Source organism: Erythrobacter sp. QSSC1-22B (assembly GCF_001678665.1).
In the GTDB taxonomy this organism is placed as follows: domain Bacteria; phylum Pseudomonadota; class Alphaproteobacteria; order Sphingomonadales; family Sphingomonadaceae; genus Qipengyuania.
The window spans coordinates 1-17,660 of record NZ_LZRP01000010.1 but is presented as its reverse complement, the minus strand read 5'-3'; the positions used below and the strand labels follow the sequence as shown (position 1 = coordinate 17,660).

The 17,660-nt window shown below is 58.6% G+C and carries 16 protein-coding genes; 13 read left to right on the top strand and 3 right to left on the bottom strand.

Features of this window, described 5'->3' with window-relative positions; translation table 11 throughout:
* Positions 1–60: 60 nt before the first annotated feature.
* From A9995_RS14055 to A9995_RS14025, 7 genes are all read left to right on the top strand, one after another.
* A complete protein-coding gene (locus tag A9995_RS14055) occupies positions 61–1,143 on the top strand; it encodes a ParB/RepB/Spo0J family partition protein (protein ID WP_067614126.1) in 1,083 nt (360 codons plus the stop codon).
* A 112-nt stretch (positions 1,144–1,255) separates the two neighbouring features.
* Positions 1,256–2,491 (top strand): replication initiator protein A, encoded by a 1,236-nt coding sequence (locus A9995_RS14050; RefSeq protein WP_067614124.1) that lies wholly within the window; start codon positions 1,256–1,258, stop codon positions 2,489–2,491.
* A 1,012-nt stretch (positions 2,492–3,503) separates the two neighbouring features.
* Positions 3,504–3,836, top strand: a complete 333-nt coding sequence (locus tag A9995_RS14045) for a single-stranded DNA-binding protein (RefSeq protein WP_067614208.1) — start codon at positions 3,504–3,506, stop codon at positions 3,834–3,836.
* A gap of 163 nt (positions 3,837–3,999) precedes the next feature.
* Positions 4,000–4,374 (top strand): antitoxin Xre/MbcA/ParS toxin-binding domain-containing protein, encoded by a 375-nt coding sequence (locus A9995_RS14040; protein WP_233998224.1) that lies wholly within the window; start codon positions 4,000–4,002, stop codon positions 4,372–4,374.
* A complete protein-coding gene (locus tag A9995_RS14035) occupies positions 4,371–4,907 on the top strand; it encodes an RES family NAD+ phosphorylase (RefSeq protein WP_067614120.1) in 537 nt (178 codons plus the stop codon). Before A9995_RS14040 ends, A9995_RS14035 begins: the two co-directional genes overlap by 4 nt.
* 208 nt (positions 4,908–5,115) lie before the next feature.
* Complete coding sequence (mobC, locus tag A9995_RS14030; protein WP_082992749.1) at positions 5,116–5,700, top strand: plasmid mobilization relaxosome protein MobC; 585 nt, start codon at positions 5,116–5,118, stop codon at positions 5,698–5,700.
* A 161-nt stretch (positions 5,701–5,861) separates the two neighbouring features.
* A complete protein-coding gene (locus A9995_RS14025) occupies positions 5,862–6,764 on the top strand; it encodes a relaxase/mobilization nuclease domain-containing protein (RefSeq protein ID WP_168157407.1) in 903 nt (300 codons plus the stop codon).
* A 62-nt stretch (positions 6,765–6,826) separates the two neighbouring features.
* Here the strand turns inward: A9995_RS14025 and A9995_RS14020 are convergent, their stop codons facing one another.
* Positions 6,827–7,402: an SOS response-associated peptidase gene (locus A9995_RS14020; RefSeq protein WP_067614116.1), complete on the bottom strand. Its 576-nt coding sequence runs from the start codon at positions 7,400–7,402 to the stop codon at positions 6,827–6,829.
* Between the two features lie 185 nt (positions 7,403–7,587).
* Between A9995_RS14020 and A9995_RS14015 the strand changes: the two genes are divergently transcribed.
* From A9995_RS14015 to A9995_RS16170, 6 genes are all read left to right on the top strand, one after another.
* Positions 7,588–8,208 carry an ImuA family protein gene (locus A9995_RS14015; RefSeq protein WP_067614114.1) on the top strand — a complete coding sequence of 207 codons (621 nt, stop codon included), beginning with the start codon at positions 7,588–7,590 and terminating at the stop codon, positions 8,206–8,208.
* A complete protein-coding gene (locus A9995_RS14010; RefSeq protein ID WP_067614112.1) occupies positions 8,111–9,670 on the top strand; it encodes a DUF6504 family protein in 1,560 nt (519 codons plus the stop codon). Before A9995_RS14015 ends, A9995_RS14010 begins: the two co-directional genes overlap by 98 nt.
* Entirely contained in the window at positions 9,670–13,098 is a 3,429-nt protein-coding gene (locus A9995_RS14005) for an error-prone DNA polymerase (RefSeq protein WP_067614110.1), read from the top strand. Before A9995_RS14010 ends, A9995_RS14005 begins: the two co-directional genes overlap by 1 nt.
* Positions 13,099–13,550: 452 nt before the next feature.
* Entirely contained in the window at positions 13,551–15,149 is a 1,599-nt protein-coding gene (locus A9995_RS14000) for a patatin-like phospholipase family protein (protein WP_082992747.1), read from the top strand.
* Positions 15,139–15,336: a hypothetical protein gene (locus tag A9995_RS13995; RefSeq protein WP_067614106.1), complete on the top strand. Its 198-nt coding sequence runs from the start codon at positions 15,139–15,141 to the stop codon at positions 15,334–15,336. The genes A9995_RS14000 and A9995_RS13995 overlap by 11 nt, the downstream gene beginning before the upstream one ends.
* 57 nt (positions 15,337–15,393) lie before the next feature.
* The gene (locus A9995_RS16170; RefSeq protein ID WP_082992746.1) at positions 15,394–15,777 is read left to right on the top strand and encodes a holo-ACP synthase; all 384 of its coding nucleotides are present in this window, start codon (positions 15,394–15,396) and stop codon (positions 15,775–15,777) included.
* Here the strand turns inward: A9995_RS16170 and A9995_RS13990 are convergent.
* Positions 15,723–16,640 (bottom strand): nucleoside triphosphate pyrophosphohydrolase family protein, encoded by a 918-nt coding sequence (locus A9995_RS13990; RefSeq protein ID WP_067614104.1) that lies wholly within the window; start codon positions 16,638–16,640, stop codon positions 15,723–15,725. The genes A9995_RS16170 and A9995_RS13990 overlap by 55 nt on opposite strands.
* Positions 16,637–17,660 (bottom strand): nucleotide kinase domain-containing protein (locus A9995_RS13985; RefSeq protein WP_199797276.1); only part of this gene is annotated, 1,024 nt, incomplete at its 5' end. The genes A9995_RS13985 and A9995_RS13990, both read right to left, overlap by 4 nt.

Sequence of the window (17,660 nt, the reverse complement as noted above, 5' to 3'; positions counted from 1 at the left end):
CCGAGCGCCGCCCGCCGCCTACCGCATGCCTTTTGCCTCGATACGGTTTGGGGGCGCTAAATGACTGGAAAGAAACAGAAAGACTATCTCGCAGACTTGCTTGCGGACGATGACGCTGGAAAAACCGGCACGGCTTCGTCGGCGCAGACCCCCTCCTCTGCGCCCGCCAGTCAAAGCCCTCGCCCCGCGCGCGGCAGCGGAATGACGCTCTTGGGCCGCGAATCCGCCCTCGCCCGCGTCGCGTCGGGCGAAGTGAGTCAGGTTACCCGTCTCAAGCTCGATCCGGCGCGGGTGCGTATCTGGCCGGGCAACGCACGCATACAGGCGCGCCTCAACGAAGAGAATGTCCGCGATTTGATCGACGCCATTCTCGCCGAGGGCGGTCAGAAGATGCCCGCCATCGTGCGGCGCGTTCCTGACGATCCGGCCTACGATTACGAGGTTATCGCCGGTACGCGGCGTCATTTTGCGATCAGCTGGCTGCGCGCCAACAGCTATCCCGAAATGACCCTGCTTGCCGAAGCCAGGGATCTCGACGACGAAGCGGCCTTCCGCCTTGCCGACATCGAGAATCGCGCGCGGCAGGATGTCAGCGAGACCGAACGCGCGCGCAACTATGCCGCCGCGCTCAAAGATCATTATGGCGGCAAGCAGCGACGCATGGCCGAGCGGCTGAAATTGTCCGAGGGCTGGCTGTCCAAGATGCTCAAAGTTGCGACGCTGCCCGACCGGATACTAGCCGCCTTCCCCGATCTGGGGGAACTAACGCTCAATCCGGCCTATAAATTGTCGCAGGCACTGGCGGACGACAAGCGGCGCAAGACCATTCTTAGCGAAGCTGACCGCATCGCCAATGACAATGCCCAGCGATCGGGTGATGGCCAAACACAATTTGGAGGCACCGCTATCTTAAATCGGCTGCTTGCATCGGGCGAAACCGAAAGCGTTAAGCCGGACCTCTTCGCGGGCCTGTCCCGGCACGACCGCCCTGCCCTTTCGGTCACCAGCACGAACCGTCAGGGTCTCACGATCAAGGTGCATGCGGCATCGGGAGCGGACGAAGACGAAATGGTCGCGCTTTTTCGTGCCGCACTCGCTAAACACGAATACCGTCCCGATGCGGAGAAGCCGGGGAACGAATGACTATCCGCATCCGTCCGGTCTGGCGTCTTTGCGACCTAAACTTTCCTCGAGGAAAGTTTTCTACCCTGCCCGCATCTTCGTTTCAAAAAACTTTCCTCGAGGAAAGTTTCGCATGAGCGGCGAGCGCAAACGTAGGACAGTCGGCGAACAGTTTGACCTGTTCCTGCCGTATATCGCCGATCTTAATTTTCGCGATCAGCGCGAGATGATGGAACGTCCGTTCTTCTCGCTTGCGAAGACCCGGCGCATGAAACCAATCGACTATAATTCGCCGGACGGGAAGCTCTGGGTGCATGTTTCGGCCAATCCCGATTACGGCATGGCGACGATCTGGGACGCGGATATATTGATCTATTGCGCTAGCATGCTCGCGGACATGGCACGGCGCGGCCAGAACGACATTCCGCGCACCTTGCACATCATGCCCTACGATCTGCTACGCGCGATCGGCAGGCCAACCACCGGGCGCGCCTATGAATTGCTGGGACAGGCGCTCGACCGGCTCGTCTCTACCACCGTCAAAACCAACATCCGCGCCGAGAACCGCCGCGAGGCGACTTTCAGCTGGCTCGATGGCTGGACGCAGCTCGTGGACGAAAAGACCGAACGCTCGCGCGGCATGACGCTGGAAATCAGCAACTGGTTCTGGGAAGGCGTGCTAATGAAGGGCGGCGTCCTGTCGATCGACCGAGCCTATTTTGACATTTCGGGGGGCCGCGAACGCTGGCTCTACAAAGTCGCCCGCAAACATGCGGGCGGAATGGGGGAGGGCGGCTTCGCGATTTCCATGCCGACGCTGTTCGAGAAGTCGGGCGCGGAGGGACAGTATCGCCGTTTCAAGTTTGAGATACTGAAACTTGCCGAAAAGAACGCGTTGCCTGGCTACGATCTCATCATCGAGGAAAGCGAGCGCGGAGAGCCCAAACTGCGCATGCGCAGGCAAGATGGTCATCTGGCTGAAAAACTGCCCAAGACGGGGCGGGGGAGGGGACCGGCCCAAAAACTTTCCTCGAAGAAAGTTTCTACCCCTTCTTCATCGCTTGCGCCCAAGGGTCAAGCTGAACGTATCGCTGGCACAAGTCTGCCAGAACCGAAGGTCGATGCGCGCAACCTCATCAGCAAAACCCTTGCGGGTCTCAGCACGGCAGCGACCCGCGGCTTCATGACCGACAAAACGATGGAGCTGCTGCGCAGTGAATGCGGTGGATGGGACTTGTATACGCTCCACGCCGATTTCGAGCGATGGGTGAGCGCCGACGAAGAGCGCACGCCGGTAGACTGGCAGAAGGCATTTATCGGCTTCGTGCGGCGCCATCACAAGAAGCACGGCCACGAACTGCGGCGCTAGAGCGGCATCCGTTTCCGCCTTTTACGCCGCCGCTCTCATCGCCAGCGTTCCTGTTGTGTCGTGCTTTCACAGCCCGCGCGGTTCGATTGATCTAATTCCAAGCGGATTTGAACCTCTTTACGATCCCGTTGCCGCAAAGTGATGCAAACGATCCCGTCAAATGACGCTCCCGGCCAGCCTTTCGACACATTGGGAACGCCGCACGATCCTTCGGGAACGGATATCCGACACTCCGGGAACGCTCGTTCGACATATCGGGAACTCATCGTCGACACTCCGGGAACGGCTATTTGACGCGACTCGGCGGCAAGAGCGCGGTTGCGAGCGCCATCTGGCCCCTTAACCTCATAACCCTGTTATAACCATCTAACATGGCATGATATTTATAGCGATTTGGGATTCAAGGAAAAAGGACGCATGCTCGTTCTACTTCTTAATTGCTGTAACCAGACGCACCGGAGCAGGCATTGAGGGGGCCAGGCGGCAGAACCGCACCCGTCTCGATCGTAGCGCATTCGGCACAGTCGGTCTGTTCCATGTCAACTCTCTTGCCACGTCAGATCATTTGTATTGCACCGCGTCCGCCTATGATCTGCAAGCATCCCCCGGCCAACGTGAGACTGTGACCCGTGCAGGCATTGGCGTGTCGATCCATTTGCCCAAAGTGTTGCCGCTCCGTGGCGTGTTGCATTCCATGTGTTCGTCAGCGCGATTTGTCAGTTAGAGGGGCAGGGGGTGCCGTTCCGCCTGTCGTGCAACTTTGCGGTTCGATCTTATGGCAGAGTTTACAGGCCATTGGTTCCCTCGACCGATCAAGCGATTTCCTTGTTTGACGGACACATGACCGGTTGCGCGGCTTGTACGCACAAGCGAAAAACCGGCCTGCGGCCTACGGTTTCCCCCCTTATTGCATTGGGCGGAGCCTCCGTTTTTTGGCTTGTGCGCGCCGCTACCCCGGACAGTCTTAATCCGTCAGAAAATCGCTTTTGACGATCGATTGAGGAAAATGACCATGCAAAACATCGCACAATTTGAAATTATCGCCCGCGTCGGCAGCATCGATATCAAGGAGAAAGTCACCTATCTGTCCATCGCCGCCAATTACAATCGCAGAGTCGACGATAAGTGGGAATCGGATACGCACTGGAACCGCGTTTCCTTTTTCGGCAAGCTCCAGGACAAGGTTGCCAAGGCTGCGAAGGGGGATCTGGTTCGCGTCACCGGACGGGTTCGCCAGAATTCATACGAGAAGGATGGCGAGACGCAATATACCGTCGATCTGATCGCTGAGGTATTCGGCATCCTGGCAAAGCCAAGCGACAAGTCCGACGACGAAAGCGAGTAATTTCATCGCAACCGAGAGCGGGCGGCCTCGAACGGCCGCCCGGTTTCCGCTCGCAGAATACCTTCATTGCAATTTAATACAGTTTGGCCCATATATCGTCCAGATACTAGACGGAGAAACGGACATGACGGCAGCAGCAACGAAGCGCGACGGACGTATGGCAATGACCGATGGCGGCTACGGGAGCTTTGCGACGCGCTTCATAGGGAAGGGCGGTTTGGTCGATATAGACCATGTTGCAGATGTTTTTCACATGACCAAATCGCAGCTGGCTGAAACGGCGGGTCTGGGCGCCGCGACCCTTAGCAAGGCCGATCGCAGAAAGTCGCCCAAGACGCAGCGCCGGGTTACGGAGATGCTGGAGATCATCAGCCGGGTTCGTGACTGGGCTGGAGGCGAGGCGCATGCCATGGCCTGGTATCGATCGCAGCCGATCCCGGCGCTCGATGGCCGGACGCCCGAAGCCTTGGTCAAATCGGGCAAGGCGAATTCGGTGCGCGACTATCTCGACCACATCGCACTTGGCGGCTTTGCTTGAAATTTGAAGGCCGGGCCTATCGCGGACACGATCCCGCATGGTCCTTTTCGCCTTTGTCGGGAGCGGGCGCTGCGACGACTGGCGGACGGTTCAATCGGACAGGGGAGCCGACGCTCTATCTCGCGCTCGATATCATGACGGCAATCAGCGAATGTGCTCAAGGCTTCGGCAACCGACTGCAGCCGCTGACAATGTGCGAATACGATATCGACTGCGAGGACATCGCCGACCTTCGGAGTGAAGCCGCGCGCGACAAGCATGAGGTTGCTCTCGACGAGTTGGCATGCGGGTGGCTGACTTATCGATATGGCTCGGGTGATGCGCCGTCCTGGCTCATCGCGGACAGATTACGCGAGGAGGGGTTTGTCGGGATTCTCGTGCCAAGCTTCGTCTCCAGTGCGAACGACAAGAACGAGAACTTGGTCCTGTGGCGGTGGGGTTCGGACAAGCCGCATCGGGTAACCGTTTACGACCCGAGCGGGCGACTGCCTGAGAACCAATTGTCATGGCCGGACCAAGGTAAAAAGAGCTGACCGAGTGGGCGGGCTATAGCCAGTCGCAGGCGCGCCGCTCGCTCTTTCATCGTACCCTCCGATGTAAACCCTTCCTTCCGCGAACTACGATTATTTGGACTGAGCGAAAGAGAACGTAGCGAGGGCAGCAATTGAGATTTAGTGGGGATTATAGTGATTGCAGGATAGGGCTTGTTAGCACGATTGTCATACGCTATGCGTTTTCCTCGTGGAAACCGATAGCGCCGCCAATGCAATAATCCCCACCAAGCAGACCCGGATCACCCTTCGCGTCCATGCCGGATTACTGGCCGAGCTCGATATGCTGGCCGAAGGGCGAGGTGGCCGCAGCGCCTATCTGCGAACGCTGGTTTCGAAAGCGGTCGAGGCCGAGGCCAACGTGCCCAAAATCGATCTCGTGCATGAGAAAAGCGTGAAGCGCGTCGCGCCGGGATTCAGCGAAGCCGAACTTGCGGTGATCGCGTTTCAGGCGGCGAAATCATCGACCGATCCGTCCAACTGGATACGGCAACTGGTCCGCCGCTGGTGCGGCCTCAAAGGTCATGTCGAACGTCCGTTGATGGAACGGTTGCTTAGCGTCAGGCAGGAACTTCGCCGGATCGGCCGCAACGTAAATCAGATCGCCAGAGCGGCGAACAAACTTGCGCTCGACAGCGATGCACGAACGGGAAAGAGAGCACTCGGCGCCGAGCTGGAAAAGCTGCACGCGCTGCGCGGCGACGTGATGACACAGTTTGACGTGTTGGACGGAGCGATGCGCGCCGACATGGATTACTGGAAGGTGGCGGACTGATGGGTTTTGAATCGTCAGTTTGGGAAGCTTCGAGGCCGCCGCTGAAACCGCGCCTTCTGGCCGATCCTCAAAATGACGCGCTTTCTCGCCGGCTTGGCCGGTTTGGAGGCGGGGCAGGGGGGCTGGGCCGCGATGGTGCGCGCGCGAAGCTCGCAAGGATCGTGAAAGGCACGCCCGAGGTCATGGTGAAGGTGACCGGGCGGCAAAAAGGGGCCCGCCACGTGCAGGCCCATCTCGATTACATCGGCCGCAAGGGCAAGCTGGCGCTCGACACGCGCGACGGCGAGGTGCTCGACACGACCGAAGACATTGCCGATCGCCGCAAGGAATGGACGGAGATGACGCCCTATTGGCGGCAGAAGACTACCGTTAGCTCGGTGTCGATGGTCTTTTCCATGCCCGAAGGAACGGATCCCGAAATCGTGAAGGCTTCGGTTCATGCAATGGCGCAAACCGAGATCGCCGATTCGCATGATTACGTCATGGCGCTTCACACCGATACGCCGCGACCGCATGTGCATTTGGCGGTGAGGGCGCGGGGAGATGACGGGCAACGTTTCGATCCGCGCAAGGCCGATCTCTTTCATTTTAGGGAGAGATTTGCCGAGGAATTGCGGGCGAGGGGGGTCGAGGCCGAGGCAACCCCGCGCCGCGCGCGGGCGGTCGGACCCAAAGGACGGAGCATGGCGCTGGCGAAAATCCGGTTACGCGCCAAGGTGAGTTCGGGTGCTGTTTCGCTGTCCGACATCCGCCTCAATCAGCATGCCGCTTCGGTCGCGACCGGCGTGGCGCAAATGCCTGACTTTATCGGGCGAGCAAAGGAGAAGTGGTTCGAAATCAGCGATAATTATCGCGCTGCGGCAGCCGAACTGGCGAAAAGCCCGGAGAGGGCGGACCGGCAGCTTGCGGCAGAGGTGCAAGCTTTTCTAAAGGATCGCAGCTCGATCTCGATGGGTCCGGAGTTACTAGCGCAGCGTTACCGTGAGGCGGCGGAAAGCAGTAAGGAGGATGACATGAACAAGCCCGTCGTCCGACCTGGCCCCGACCGAACCCGCACGCGTTAAAGACGGCTCAGACGATTGGGATACCATGTAGCCGACAGCGCTGTTGCCCAATTGCTGGAGCTTTATCCCGTAAGTTTCATTTCTTCGGAGCGGTAGGGGAGCGCCAGCTCGACTGCAGTTCGGTAATCTGATTGAAGCCAGCTGGCATAATCTGATTGCCTGATGATGACAGGCATCGCTTTGGGATGAACGGGCGCGACCAGCGAATTCGGTTCGGTAGTGAGAAACGCATATCGCATACCTTCTCCGGTTTTTCGGAAAATTCCGGCGAATGCGAATAATGGTTCGTCTTTCATCCCGAACCAGACTTTGGTTTTGGCTCCCTTCTCCCCGGCCCATTCGCAAAATTGCGATACGGGAACCAGTACCTTGGCATCTGAACTGGAGAGCATCGGTTTCCAGAAGCCGCTTTCCAGATTGCGGACATTGGTGATGGGCCGCTGTTTCTCGCTCCAGCCCGGTATGCCCCAGATCATGTTTTCCATGGTCAGTTCGTCGCCGACCCGGCGGATTACGGGTGCAGTCTGATCCGGATAAATTGCGTCTCGGGTCTGCAGATTGGTTCGGTCACCGGCGAAGCTACCGAACAGGCCCTTCATCTCGTCAACCGTCGCCGTCATTCGGTACAAATTACACATATTCTTCTCCAGTGTTTAATCTGGGGTTGCAAATCGCGTCTGTAAAGCGGAACATATAAGGAACACTGATTCGGCATTAAGGCATCAAGCGACACATGGGAAATTCTACCTTCCGAGCCTCGCAACTAGCCAGCATGCGCCGGTCATTGACCAATTTATGGACGCCGGAAGCCGAACATGCAGCTATGAAGACGGAGATATTTTGCAGCGCCGACGATGCCAGCGGGGGCGGGTTCGCCATGGCTCTGGCGCGGCGGCACGGGGCAGGGCGGCCATGGCTGTGGGTGCAGGACGAGCGCTCGCGCAAACGCTGCGGCGTACCCTATTTTCATGGAATGCCCGAAGCGCTCCGCCATGAATGCCATTACGTCGCTGCAGGCAAGGTCGAGGACGTTCTGTTCGCACTGGAAGAAGGGCTGAGATGTCCTGCGCTCGGCTTTGTTATCGGCGAGATTGCGGGCGATCCCAAAGCGCTGGGATTTACCCAGTCGCGCAGATTAGCGGTCGCCAGCGAACAGCACGGCGTCCCGCTCTATTTGCTGCGCAGCGATGCGGCGCGTTCGCTCAGTGCAGCGCGGATGCGCTGGCAAATCGAAGCGGAGACCTCTCAGGCGCCGTCGACCAATTCCAAGGCGCCCGGTGCCCCCGCATGGGGGGCAGAGCTGTTCCGGTCCCGGCTTTATCAGCCTTCGCGCTGGACGCTCGTGCATGACCGAGACCGGCTTTCTAATGCCGCGCCGGGAGATCGTGTCGATCTGGCTACCGTTTCTGGCGATCGATCGCTGGGAGCATCAAGTAACGTCTGACATTGCCGCTCATGCCACCGTCCTGACGATCGAAAGCGCGCATGGACCGCGTATCACTGCCGCCAATGAGGCGGCACGGCAAGCAGGTGCCAGGGCAGGGCAGAGACTGGTCGATGCACGAGCGCTCCATCCTGGCATAAACACCGTGAGCGCCGATATTGAGGGCGACCGCAAAATGCTGGAGCGCATGACCTTGTGGACCCAGCGCTGGGGACCGTGGAGCATGACCGATGGCCTCGACGCGATGCTGCTGGACGTGACCGGAGCGAGTCATTTGCGCGGCGGAGCCAAGGCCCTGTTACGGGAGATTGCCCAAAGCTGCGAACGGCGCGGATTTCAGGCGCGGCCCGCCATGGCAGCGACAGCGGGCGCTGCCTGGGCCTTGTCTCACTACGGCGAGCTTTATGCCATCGCCGACAATGACAATCCGCTGCTGACATTGGGTACGCTTCCGGTTTCCGCGCTGCGTTTGGACGCGGCCATAGAGACTGTGTTGAGACGGCTCGGTTTGAAGCGCATAGGCGACCTGCAGCGTGTCCCGCGACAGGATTTGGCGCGCCGGTTTCGGGGCCACCGTAATCCGCAAACGAACCCGCTGATCCGTCTGGATCAATTGCTCGGCAAGGTTCCTGAACCGATGGTTCCGCTTAACCGCGAAGATCCGCCGCGGGTCACCCGCAGGCTAATGGAGCCGATCCTGCATCGCAGTTTGCTGGACCAGATCATGCGCGACCTGGCGGATGACATGGTCCGCGAGCTTGAAGCCAAGCGTCTTGGAACACGGCGTCTGGAAATGCGCGCCTACCGCGTGGATGGCGAAGTCGCGGTCCGGCATCTCGAAATGAGCGAGGCCGCGCGCAATGCCTCCCATATTTGCCGCCTGTTCGCGTCGAAACTCGATGACGTGCAGGCGGGGTTCGGGATCGATCAGGTCGATCTCATCTCAACGTGGTCTCTGCCGGTAGCGCTTTCCCAAGCCGAGATCGGCGATGAACAGCAGATAGAAGGCACGAGCTTGCCGCAAATGCTCGACCGCATCTGCGCGCGGCTTGGCAAAGGAGCCGTCCGGATACCGGCAGCCGCGAACAGTCATGTCCCCGAGCGGTCCTACCGCCTGTCCATACCGGGCGAGGTTATCGGTCCGGGGCAGGGCGAGATGCAATTTTATTCGCGGCCGTTAAAGCTGCTGGAGCGCGCCGAGCGGATCGCCGTCGTCTACGCCACGCCCGAAGGCGTCCCGCGCAAGTTCCGCTGGCGCGGCCGCCTTCACGACATCGCCCGCAGCGAAGGCCCAGAGCGCGTTGCGCCGGAATGGTGGAAGGAACGCTCGCACGTCCGGCTGCGCGACTATTACAGGATCGAGGATGACGGCGGACGGCGATACTGGATTTACCGCGACGGAATTGCAGGCGACGGCCGAGGCGGCGCACCCGACTGGTATCTGCACGGGATGTTTCCCTGATGCCGGAGGCAGCGCTCACTCCCGACAAGAGGACGTTGAAGCGGATCGGCGGCGATTTCACGCGCAATTCGCCAGCGCCCTATGTCGAGCTCGGTCTGACCAGTTGCTTTTCGTTTTTGCGCGGTGCCTCCGATGCGGTCGATATTGTCTTGCAGGCACAGACGCTCGGATACGATGCCATCGGCATCGCCGATCGCAACACTTTAGCGGGCGTGGTGCGCATGCACACCGAAGCCAGGGAAGCGATGCTGCGTCCGGTCATTGGCGCACGGCTCGATCTTGTCGATGCGCCGTCTTTTCTCGCCTATCCAAAGAACCGCGCCGCCTATGGGCGGCTGAGCCGCCTGTTGTCGGACGGCAAGATGCAAACGCTCGACCAGCAATGGCAGAAGAAGGGCGAATGCCATTTGACGTTAGCGATGCTGGCAGCGGCACAGGAGGATCTTCAGCTCATCGTCATTCCGCCAGATGATCTGGATCGGCAGAACTATTCCGTGCCGACCTCGACACCGAAGGAGGGTACGACACATCTCAGGCTTGTTGCATCCCGTGACCGGCTGACATTCGAAAAAACGCTGCCTTTGCTGAAGGCAGCGTTACCCAGTCTTGGCCATGTCGGCGTCAGTTACCTTTATCGCGGTGACGACGTATCGCGGATCAATAGGCTTGAAATTGCTGCCCGCACTGCCGGTCTTGGCATATTAGCGACCAACGACGTTCGCTATCATGCACCGGGCCGTCGTCCCCTGCACGACGTCATGACCTGTATTCGTCACAAGACGACTCTTGCCAAGGCTGCGTCGCTTTTAAAAGCCAATGGCGAGAGGTATCTCAAACCTCCCGAAGAAATGATACGGCTTTTCGCCGTTTGGCCGCACGCCATTTCCGCAACGCGGTCCGTTGCCGATGCCTGCAACTTTTCGCTGGACGAACTCCGCTACGAATATCCCGAAGAAATCGTGCCCGAGGGAACGACGGCGCAGGAGCAGCTCGCCGGGCTTACGAGGGCAGGGGGCAAGGGCCGGTATCCCGACGGCATGCCGGAGAAAGTTCGCGACACCATACAGCGCGAGCTGGCGCTGATCGAGAAGCTCGACCTCGCGCGCTATTTTTTGACCATCAAGGATATCGTCGATTTCGCTCGTGGCCAGGAGCCGCCGATCCTGTGTCAGGGGCGCGGGTCGGCTGCCAACAGTGCGGTTTGCTATTGTCTGGAAATTACGTCGGTCGATCCGGCGCAGCACGCTCTCCTGTTCGACCGGTTTATTTCCGAAGAGCGCAAGGAGCCGCCCGATATCGATGTCGATTTCGAGCATGAGCGGCGCGAGGAAGTGATCCAGTATATCTACCGTCGCTATGGCCGCAGCCGTGCCGGTCTATGCGCCACGGTCATCCATTACCGCCCGCGCATGGCTATTCGCGAGGTCGGCAAAGCGATGGGGCTTTCGGAAGATGTCACCAGCGCGCTCGCAAAGTCGGTTTGGGGCAGTCATGGCCGCGAGATCAGCGAGAAGAATGTCGCAGAAACCGGTATGCATTTGCGCGATCCCTATCTTCGCCGTGTGCTGGCGCTGACCGACCAGATGATCGGAATGCCGCGTCATCTTTCCCAGCATGTCGGCGGTTTTATTCTCACGCAGGGCGCGCTTACCGAAACCGTGCCGATCGGCAATGGAGCGATGCCCGAGCGCAGCTTCATCGAATGGGACAAGGACGATATCGACGCGCTCGGCATCTTGAAAATCGACGTGCTGGCGCTCGGCATGCTGACCTGCATCCGCAAATGCCTCGATATGCTGCAGGATCATCATGGGCGCGAGTTGACGCTCGCGACAGTCCCGCGCGAGGACGGTGATACCTACGCCATGCTGCGCAAGGGCGACAGCCTCGGTGTGTTTCAGGTCGAAAGCCGCGCGCAGATGAACATGCTGCCGCGATTGAAGCCGCGCGAGTTTTACGATCTCGTGATTCAGGTTGCCATCGTTCGGCCTGGGCCGATTCAGGGCGACATGGTGCATCCTTACCTCAAACGGCGCCGCGGCGAAGAAGCGGTGCAAATCCCGCGCCCCGCACCCGAGCACGGCCCCCCCGACGAGTTGTCGTCTATTTTACAGCGAACGCTTGGTGTGCCGATCTTCCAGGAGCAGGCAATGAAGATCGCGCTCGATGCGGCCAGGTTCACCCCGCTGGAGGCCAATCGGCTGCGCAAAGCGATGGCCACCTTTCGCTCACGCGGCATGGTCGATGCGCTGCAGGACATGATGGTCGGGCGGATGATCGAGCGGGGGTATGATCCTGATTTTTCGGAACGCTGTTTCAACCAAATCAAAGGGTTTGGAGAATATGGCTTCCCTGAAAGCCATGCAGCCAGTTTTGCTCACTTGGTCTACGTTTCCAGTTGGCTAAAATGCCATTATCCGGCAGCGTTTTGCGCCGCGCTCCTGAACTCGCAGCCGATGGGTTTCTATGCGCCCGCCCAGATCGTTCGCGACGCGCGCGAGCACGGGGTGACCGTGCGCCCCGTCGATGTCAATTGCAGCGACTGGAACAACACGCTGGAGGACAGAGGCTTCAATGTGCGCCTCGGCTTGCGCCAGATAGACGGATTTCCAGAATCCGCCGCCGCGCGGCTAATAGCCGCGCGCGATCATGGCGGAGAATTCAGTGACGTCGCTTCGCTCAAGCACCGCGCGATGCTGTCGCCGGCCCTGATCGAAAGACTAGCCGACGCAGATAGCTTTCGCTCGATCGGTTTGGACCGCAGACAAGCGTTATGGGATACGCGCAGCGTAAAAGGCTTGCCAGACCTTCCTCTGTTCGCTGCCGCCGATGCCCGCGATGAAGGGGCTGAAGCCGCTCCGTTCGCACTTCCCGACATGCCGCTTAGTGAGCATGTCGTGGCCGATTATCAGACCATGCGGCTTTCGTTGAAAGCGCATCCGATGGCGTTTCTTCGTATCGATCTGGCAGGGCGTGGATTTATCCCGGCCTCGAACCTGCGCCGCTGCAAAAACGGGTCGCAAATCGACGTGGCTGGTATCGTGTTGATCCGTCAAAGGCCCGGCAGTGCCAAAGGGGTGTGCTTCATCACACTGGAAGACGAAAGCGGGGTCATCAACCTCGTCATATGGCCCGATATGATGGAAAAGTTTCGCAAGACCGTCATGGCGTCCCGGCTGATGGAAGTGCGCGGACGCATCGAGTTCGATGACGAAGTAACGCATGTGATTGCTACGAGCCTAACCGATGCCAGCCATAAGCTGGCTGAGCTATCCGAGGATAACTTTGCGCCAGCGGTTGCAAGGGCCGATCATGTGAACAGTCCGTTGCCATCGAAGCTGGCTGCAGGATCAGCTTCGCTTCCTGCGATGCAAAGCGCTCACCCGCGTAATGCGAAGATCATACCCCGGTCGCGGGATTTTCACTGACTTGCGAAAGATGGCTTTCGGTTCAATAGCGAACGCTCACAGTCAAATCAGTCAATAACAGATATTGGGTCGAAAACATTCTCGCCCCGTGGCAATACACTTCTGGGTCCTCCTAAACTATCTTTACCGAGCCACGCATAGAGAGGGCTGGGTGATGCCAAATTGATCAGCTTTTGAAATTAAGCGACCGAGCGCTGAAAATAGTTCGGCCCGCTGGTTCGGCAGCTGATAGCGAACGGTCTACGGCGAAAGGAATTGATAGCTATGTTTCGAGCGGGATCAAGACGAGAGGAGGGTGAATGGGGTCTTCCCACGGTGAGCGCTAAGACCGGGGAGCCAACTGAAATTTTGGTTAATAATTCCGCGATCACTGACTTGGATAGCTTAACAAAAAGCGATTATCTGCCAAGTCGGAGGGTAGTAGCGCTACCAAGTCGGGCGGGCGGGCGGGTATGACGCGCAGGGCGTTTCTTGCTTTCTCAGGAGGTGGCGCAAAAGGCGTCGTGCATGTGGGAGCGTTGAAAGCGCTCGAGGAACGCGATGTCAGCTTCGCTGGCGTGTCGGGCACCTCAGCAGGAGCGATCATTGCTGCCCTGGTTGCCGCTGGTTTCCGTTCCGATGAGCTCGTGAACACGGAAACCGGCGCGACGATCATGGACCAACTCGGCGTGATCGACCCCAAGCTTCGCCGGGCGACCGACTTGTTCGGCGGCGGCTGGCCCCGCATCTGGCTGTTTCGCATCTTATATCGCCTGCCTCTGCCGCAGACGCCGTTACTCCTGATTGGCTGGGCCATCCCGCTCTTTTCATCCCTGCTGATCTGGTCTTTGGTGCCGACTACCGCATGGCTGTGGATTTCGATCGGGTGGGCGTTAACGGGCGTTGCGCTATGGGCAATTTATCGCTCGCTGATTGGTGGGCTGGCTGATGTCACCCGGTTCCGCAATGCGTTAGGCACGCTACTTCAATGTAAGCTTTTCCCTGATGAACCTGGTCGCGTTGTCACGATGGCCGATTTTGGGGTTGAAGGTCGGCCAGCTCTCAAAATCGTGAGTGCAAATCTCACCCGCCGCACACTTCAACTCTTTTCCGCCGACCGCGAATCCGGCACGGCTGTCGCCGACGCGGTCGCGGCTTCGATTTGCCTCCCGGTTGTCTTCCAGCCTTGGAAAATCGGTAATGAGTTACATGTTGATGGTGGGATTGTTTCGAACCTCCCGGCATGGCCGTTCGACGAAGAACGCGAGCTTGACCCTGGCGTGCTCACGGTTGCTGTGGAGATCGAGAGTCGACCGGATCATCATCCGCTCGGCCGCTTCAACTGGCTATCAGCCGCCATCCCGACAGCGCTATTTGGATCGGGTGAGCTCAACCTGCGGCTTGCAGGACAAGCCGAGCAATTGGCGCTGCCGACAAGTTTTGACCTTCTCGACTTCGACAAGGGAATTCTTGCAGTTCAACAGGAGGTACGCGATGTCGCTTTGGTGGCGGGCCTGCGCCTCGACAAGCGGCTGTTTCGTCTGCCGGAAATCTATCACAATGCCTGCCAAGTTGCGCAGGCGCTGGCTCTCGATGGGCTGGGAGTCCCGCCAGGGGGTCGTGGCACTGCTGCGCGTGTCAGGGTTGCGGTGGGCCGACTCGAACGTGGCTTTGTGCATTCTTTGCGGCTGTCTCATAGCGTTGGCTTCGAAGACGACACGGACGAGCTGATGCTACTACCACTTGCAGGCTCGGTGGCAGGCGCAGCTTGGCGTCAACGTGAGAGCAGGTTTGAAGCCTATCCGCTCGCGCCGGAGTTTGACCTTCCGGGCGACGCAAACCGCCTGCGACGTAAGAGCCGCTGGTCAAAGGTAAAATGGGTTATGTGCATCCCAATATTGGACGAAGCTAATAGCGAGCCTAGGCTGCTTGTTCAGCTTGACGGGAATACACCGCTTCCTTCGGACGCCGAGACAGCGACCGCTCTTGAGGGCGTTGAAGAGGCTATTAAAGACTTCTTCAATCTGGTATTGCATGAGTTGATGGAACTGGAAGACGATCATGGCACTTAGCAGCAGTACCTATTTTCTTTCGAAAGGGAACAGCACCAAGGCGGGCGCGAAAAAGAAGATTCTTCTGAGACGACACCGCAATGAGGTTGAAAAGGTTGTGGCTGACGCCAAATCCTTCTCGGAAGACCGCAAACGCGATCTTGACAAGATTGCTGACGAGAGACTGCGTGAAAGCGCAGCGCGCTGAACAACGATGAATCCATCGAGATGACGCGCGTGCACTCCTTCGGACTGGTCGCTTTGTGTGACTGAAATTCTTGGGCTGGGTCTCGACCTCATCGATCTCCAGCATTTCGCTATTCATTATGGTGACAATGACCCTGAGTTGTTGGCGCGCTGCTTTACCGATCGGGAGATCTTGGAGGCAGGCGATGGCGTTGATCGCATTGCTCGGCTTGCAGGTCGGTTTGCGGTCAAGGAAGCCACCTTCAAGGCGCTCGGCGGCGCGAGTGGCATCTCGCACTGCGACATCGAAAGTGTGTCAGGCCATGACGCCCCGCAGATTTATCTGACCGGGCGGGCACATAAACTTGCCAAAGAGCGCGGGGCGGCGACCTTTCTCGTAAGTATTAGTCACTCGGGGTTATCAGCGGCAGCTGTCGTGATCGCCTGCGGAGAGCCGACATAACGCACCGTGCGAGCGTCGAGGTCTGCATGAACGATGCCGCCGCCATTGGCGACAAGCTTGCGCCATACGGTGAAGCTATCGATCACCGCCTGACGCCAGTGTGAGGCGGGTTGTGACGATACCTCGAGATGTGCACTCATTCCGCGCAAAGTAGAAAGCAGCGATTCATCGACATCTGGGACGCTGGCTAGGAACTTGTGATTGCGTGCATAATCGAATGCAACTGCCGCGATCCCCTCCTCGATCACTGCAGCGCGTCCTCCATCTTCAACTTCGTCGATGAGCGGGCGGCTGCGGCGCTTAAGGCGCATAAGTCGGCGCAACACCGGCGACCACCCTAGGATGGCTGCATAGGCGATGTGGAAGACATCGTGGTACCTATAGCCGTCGTCGTGATAAGCATTATCAGTCAAGGCAGCTCCTACCAAAACACCGTTGATTTCGGTACGAACTTCGATCCGCGATCCCTCCCGAATTTCATGGAAGGTTGCGGTAAACTGGCGGGGAAAGCGTTCGGCTTCGCTGTAGTCGGCGTCGAACCGATGGACAGCGACTGCACGATCGTAAAGCGCAGCGACCTTTTGCAAGTTCTGTTCAGCGATATCTTCGAGATCGAGCTCATATTTGCTGGCGAGATTGGCGACATACCAAAGAATGTCACCGAGTTCCTCGGCGACACGATCAACGAATAAAACGTGACTGGGCCCGTCGCGCAATCGCTTTTTGTACTCGGCGAGCAATTGCCCGGCTTCGCCAGCGAGGCCGAGCAGTGGGATGAGACGGGCGGCATCGGCGGACATGTTGGTCGCGGGAGGCGTCCGGTCCGTGCGGAGTGCCTGTTCTTGATAGTCGGTGAAGTTCATGGCGCACTCGAAAACAGATCGGAAGGATTGAGTTTATAGCGGGGGATCTCGTCATTGATCCCCCATTTTGGCGGGTACCAAGGTTGGGTCGGCGGACCTTGTGTCTTGAACATTTGTTTGATTCGGGTTCGACCTGAAAGTCCCACAATTTCGGGATTTGAGACGCGGGTATATTTGCTGATCTCACAAAACAGGTTCTGGCAGTCGATCAGTTGAAGCCGTCGCCCCCAGAGCGTGCGAAAGCCGAGGCCTAGGCGTGCGAACTCTTCTTCTTGGCGTTCCATCATCATCGCGATGAGGTCTTCAGGGGGTACCGCAGCTGCATCGACAAAGGTCTTGGCCAGCCCATCTCGTGCACCTGGTCCGGCGACGACGAAGCTTGCCTCGTCATGGTCAATGACAGGCGAATAATTGAGATCGATGGCCAGTTGGAATGCCAAAAAATCACCGAGGGACGGAAATTGTTTGAGTAGATCGAAGACTTCGCGCAGGTCACAACTGCTTTCAAGCCGCCCGACAAAGGGCCCTTGCATAATGAGATCGATGAGCTTCAGATGGCCGCGATGTTTCACTTTGGTACGATCAAGCGCTACCGGAGGGATGATGTAGGCGGCCGAATAAAGCCTTGAACCCGCTGCCATCGCGCCACCAAGCACCCGATCATAGGCCTCAGGGTCGAAACTCTGCCAGCTGGGCGGACCGAGTTGCTCTTCAAGCAACTCCCAAGTCGAGATTTTGTTGAACATCTTGAAGAGAAGCGTGCGGAAGACGATTTCCGCAGTCGCAGTGGAATAGCGATCACCATATATGACGTGACGGATAAGATACTGGCTGACACGGTCGGATGCCCGATAGGCGTTGGTAAACTTATAGCCGCACAGGATCGGATCCTCGGTCCATGGAGAGGCTTCGCCTTCGAGCCGACGGAAAAAGATTGCCTGCCGCTCGGCCGCAAAGCGCCAATAGAGATCGTAGGCAGCGGTACGGGGCAGCGTTGCTGCGCCGAATAGCCGGGGCGAT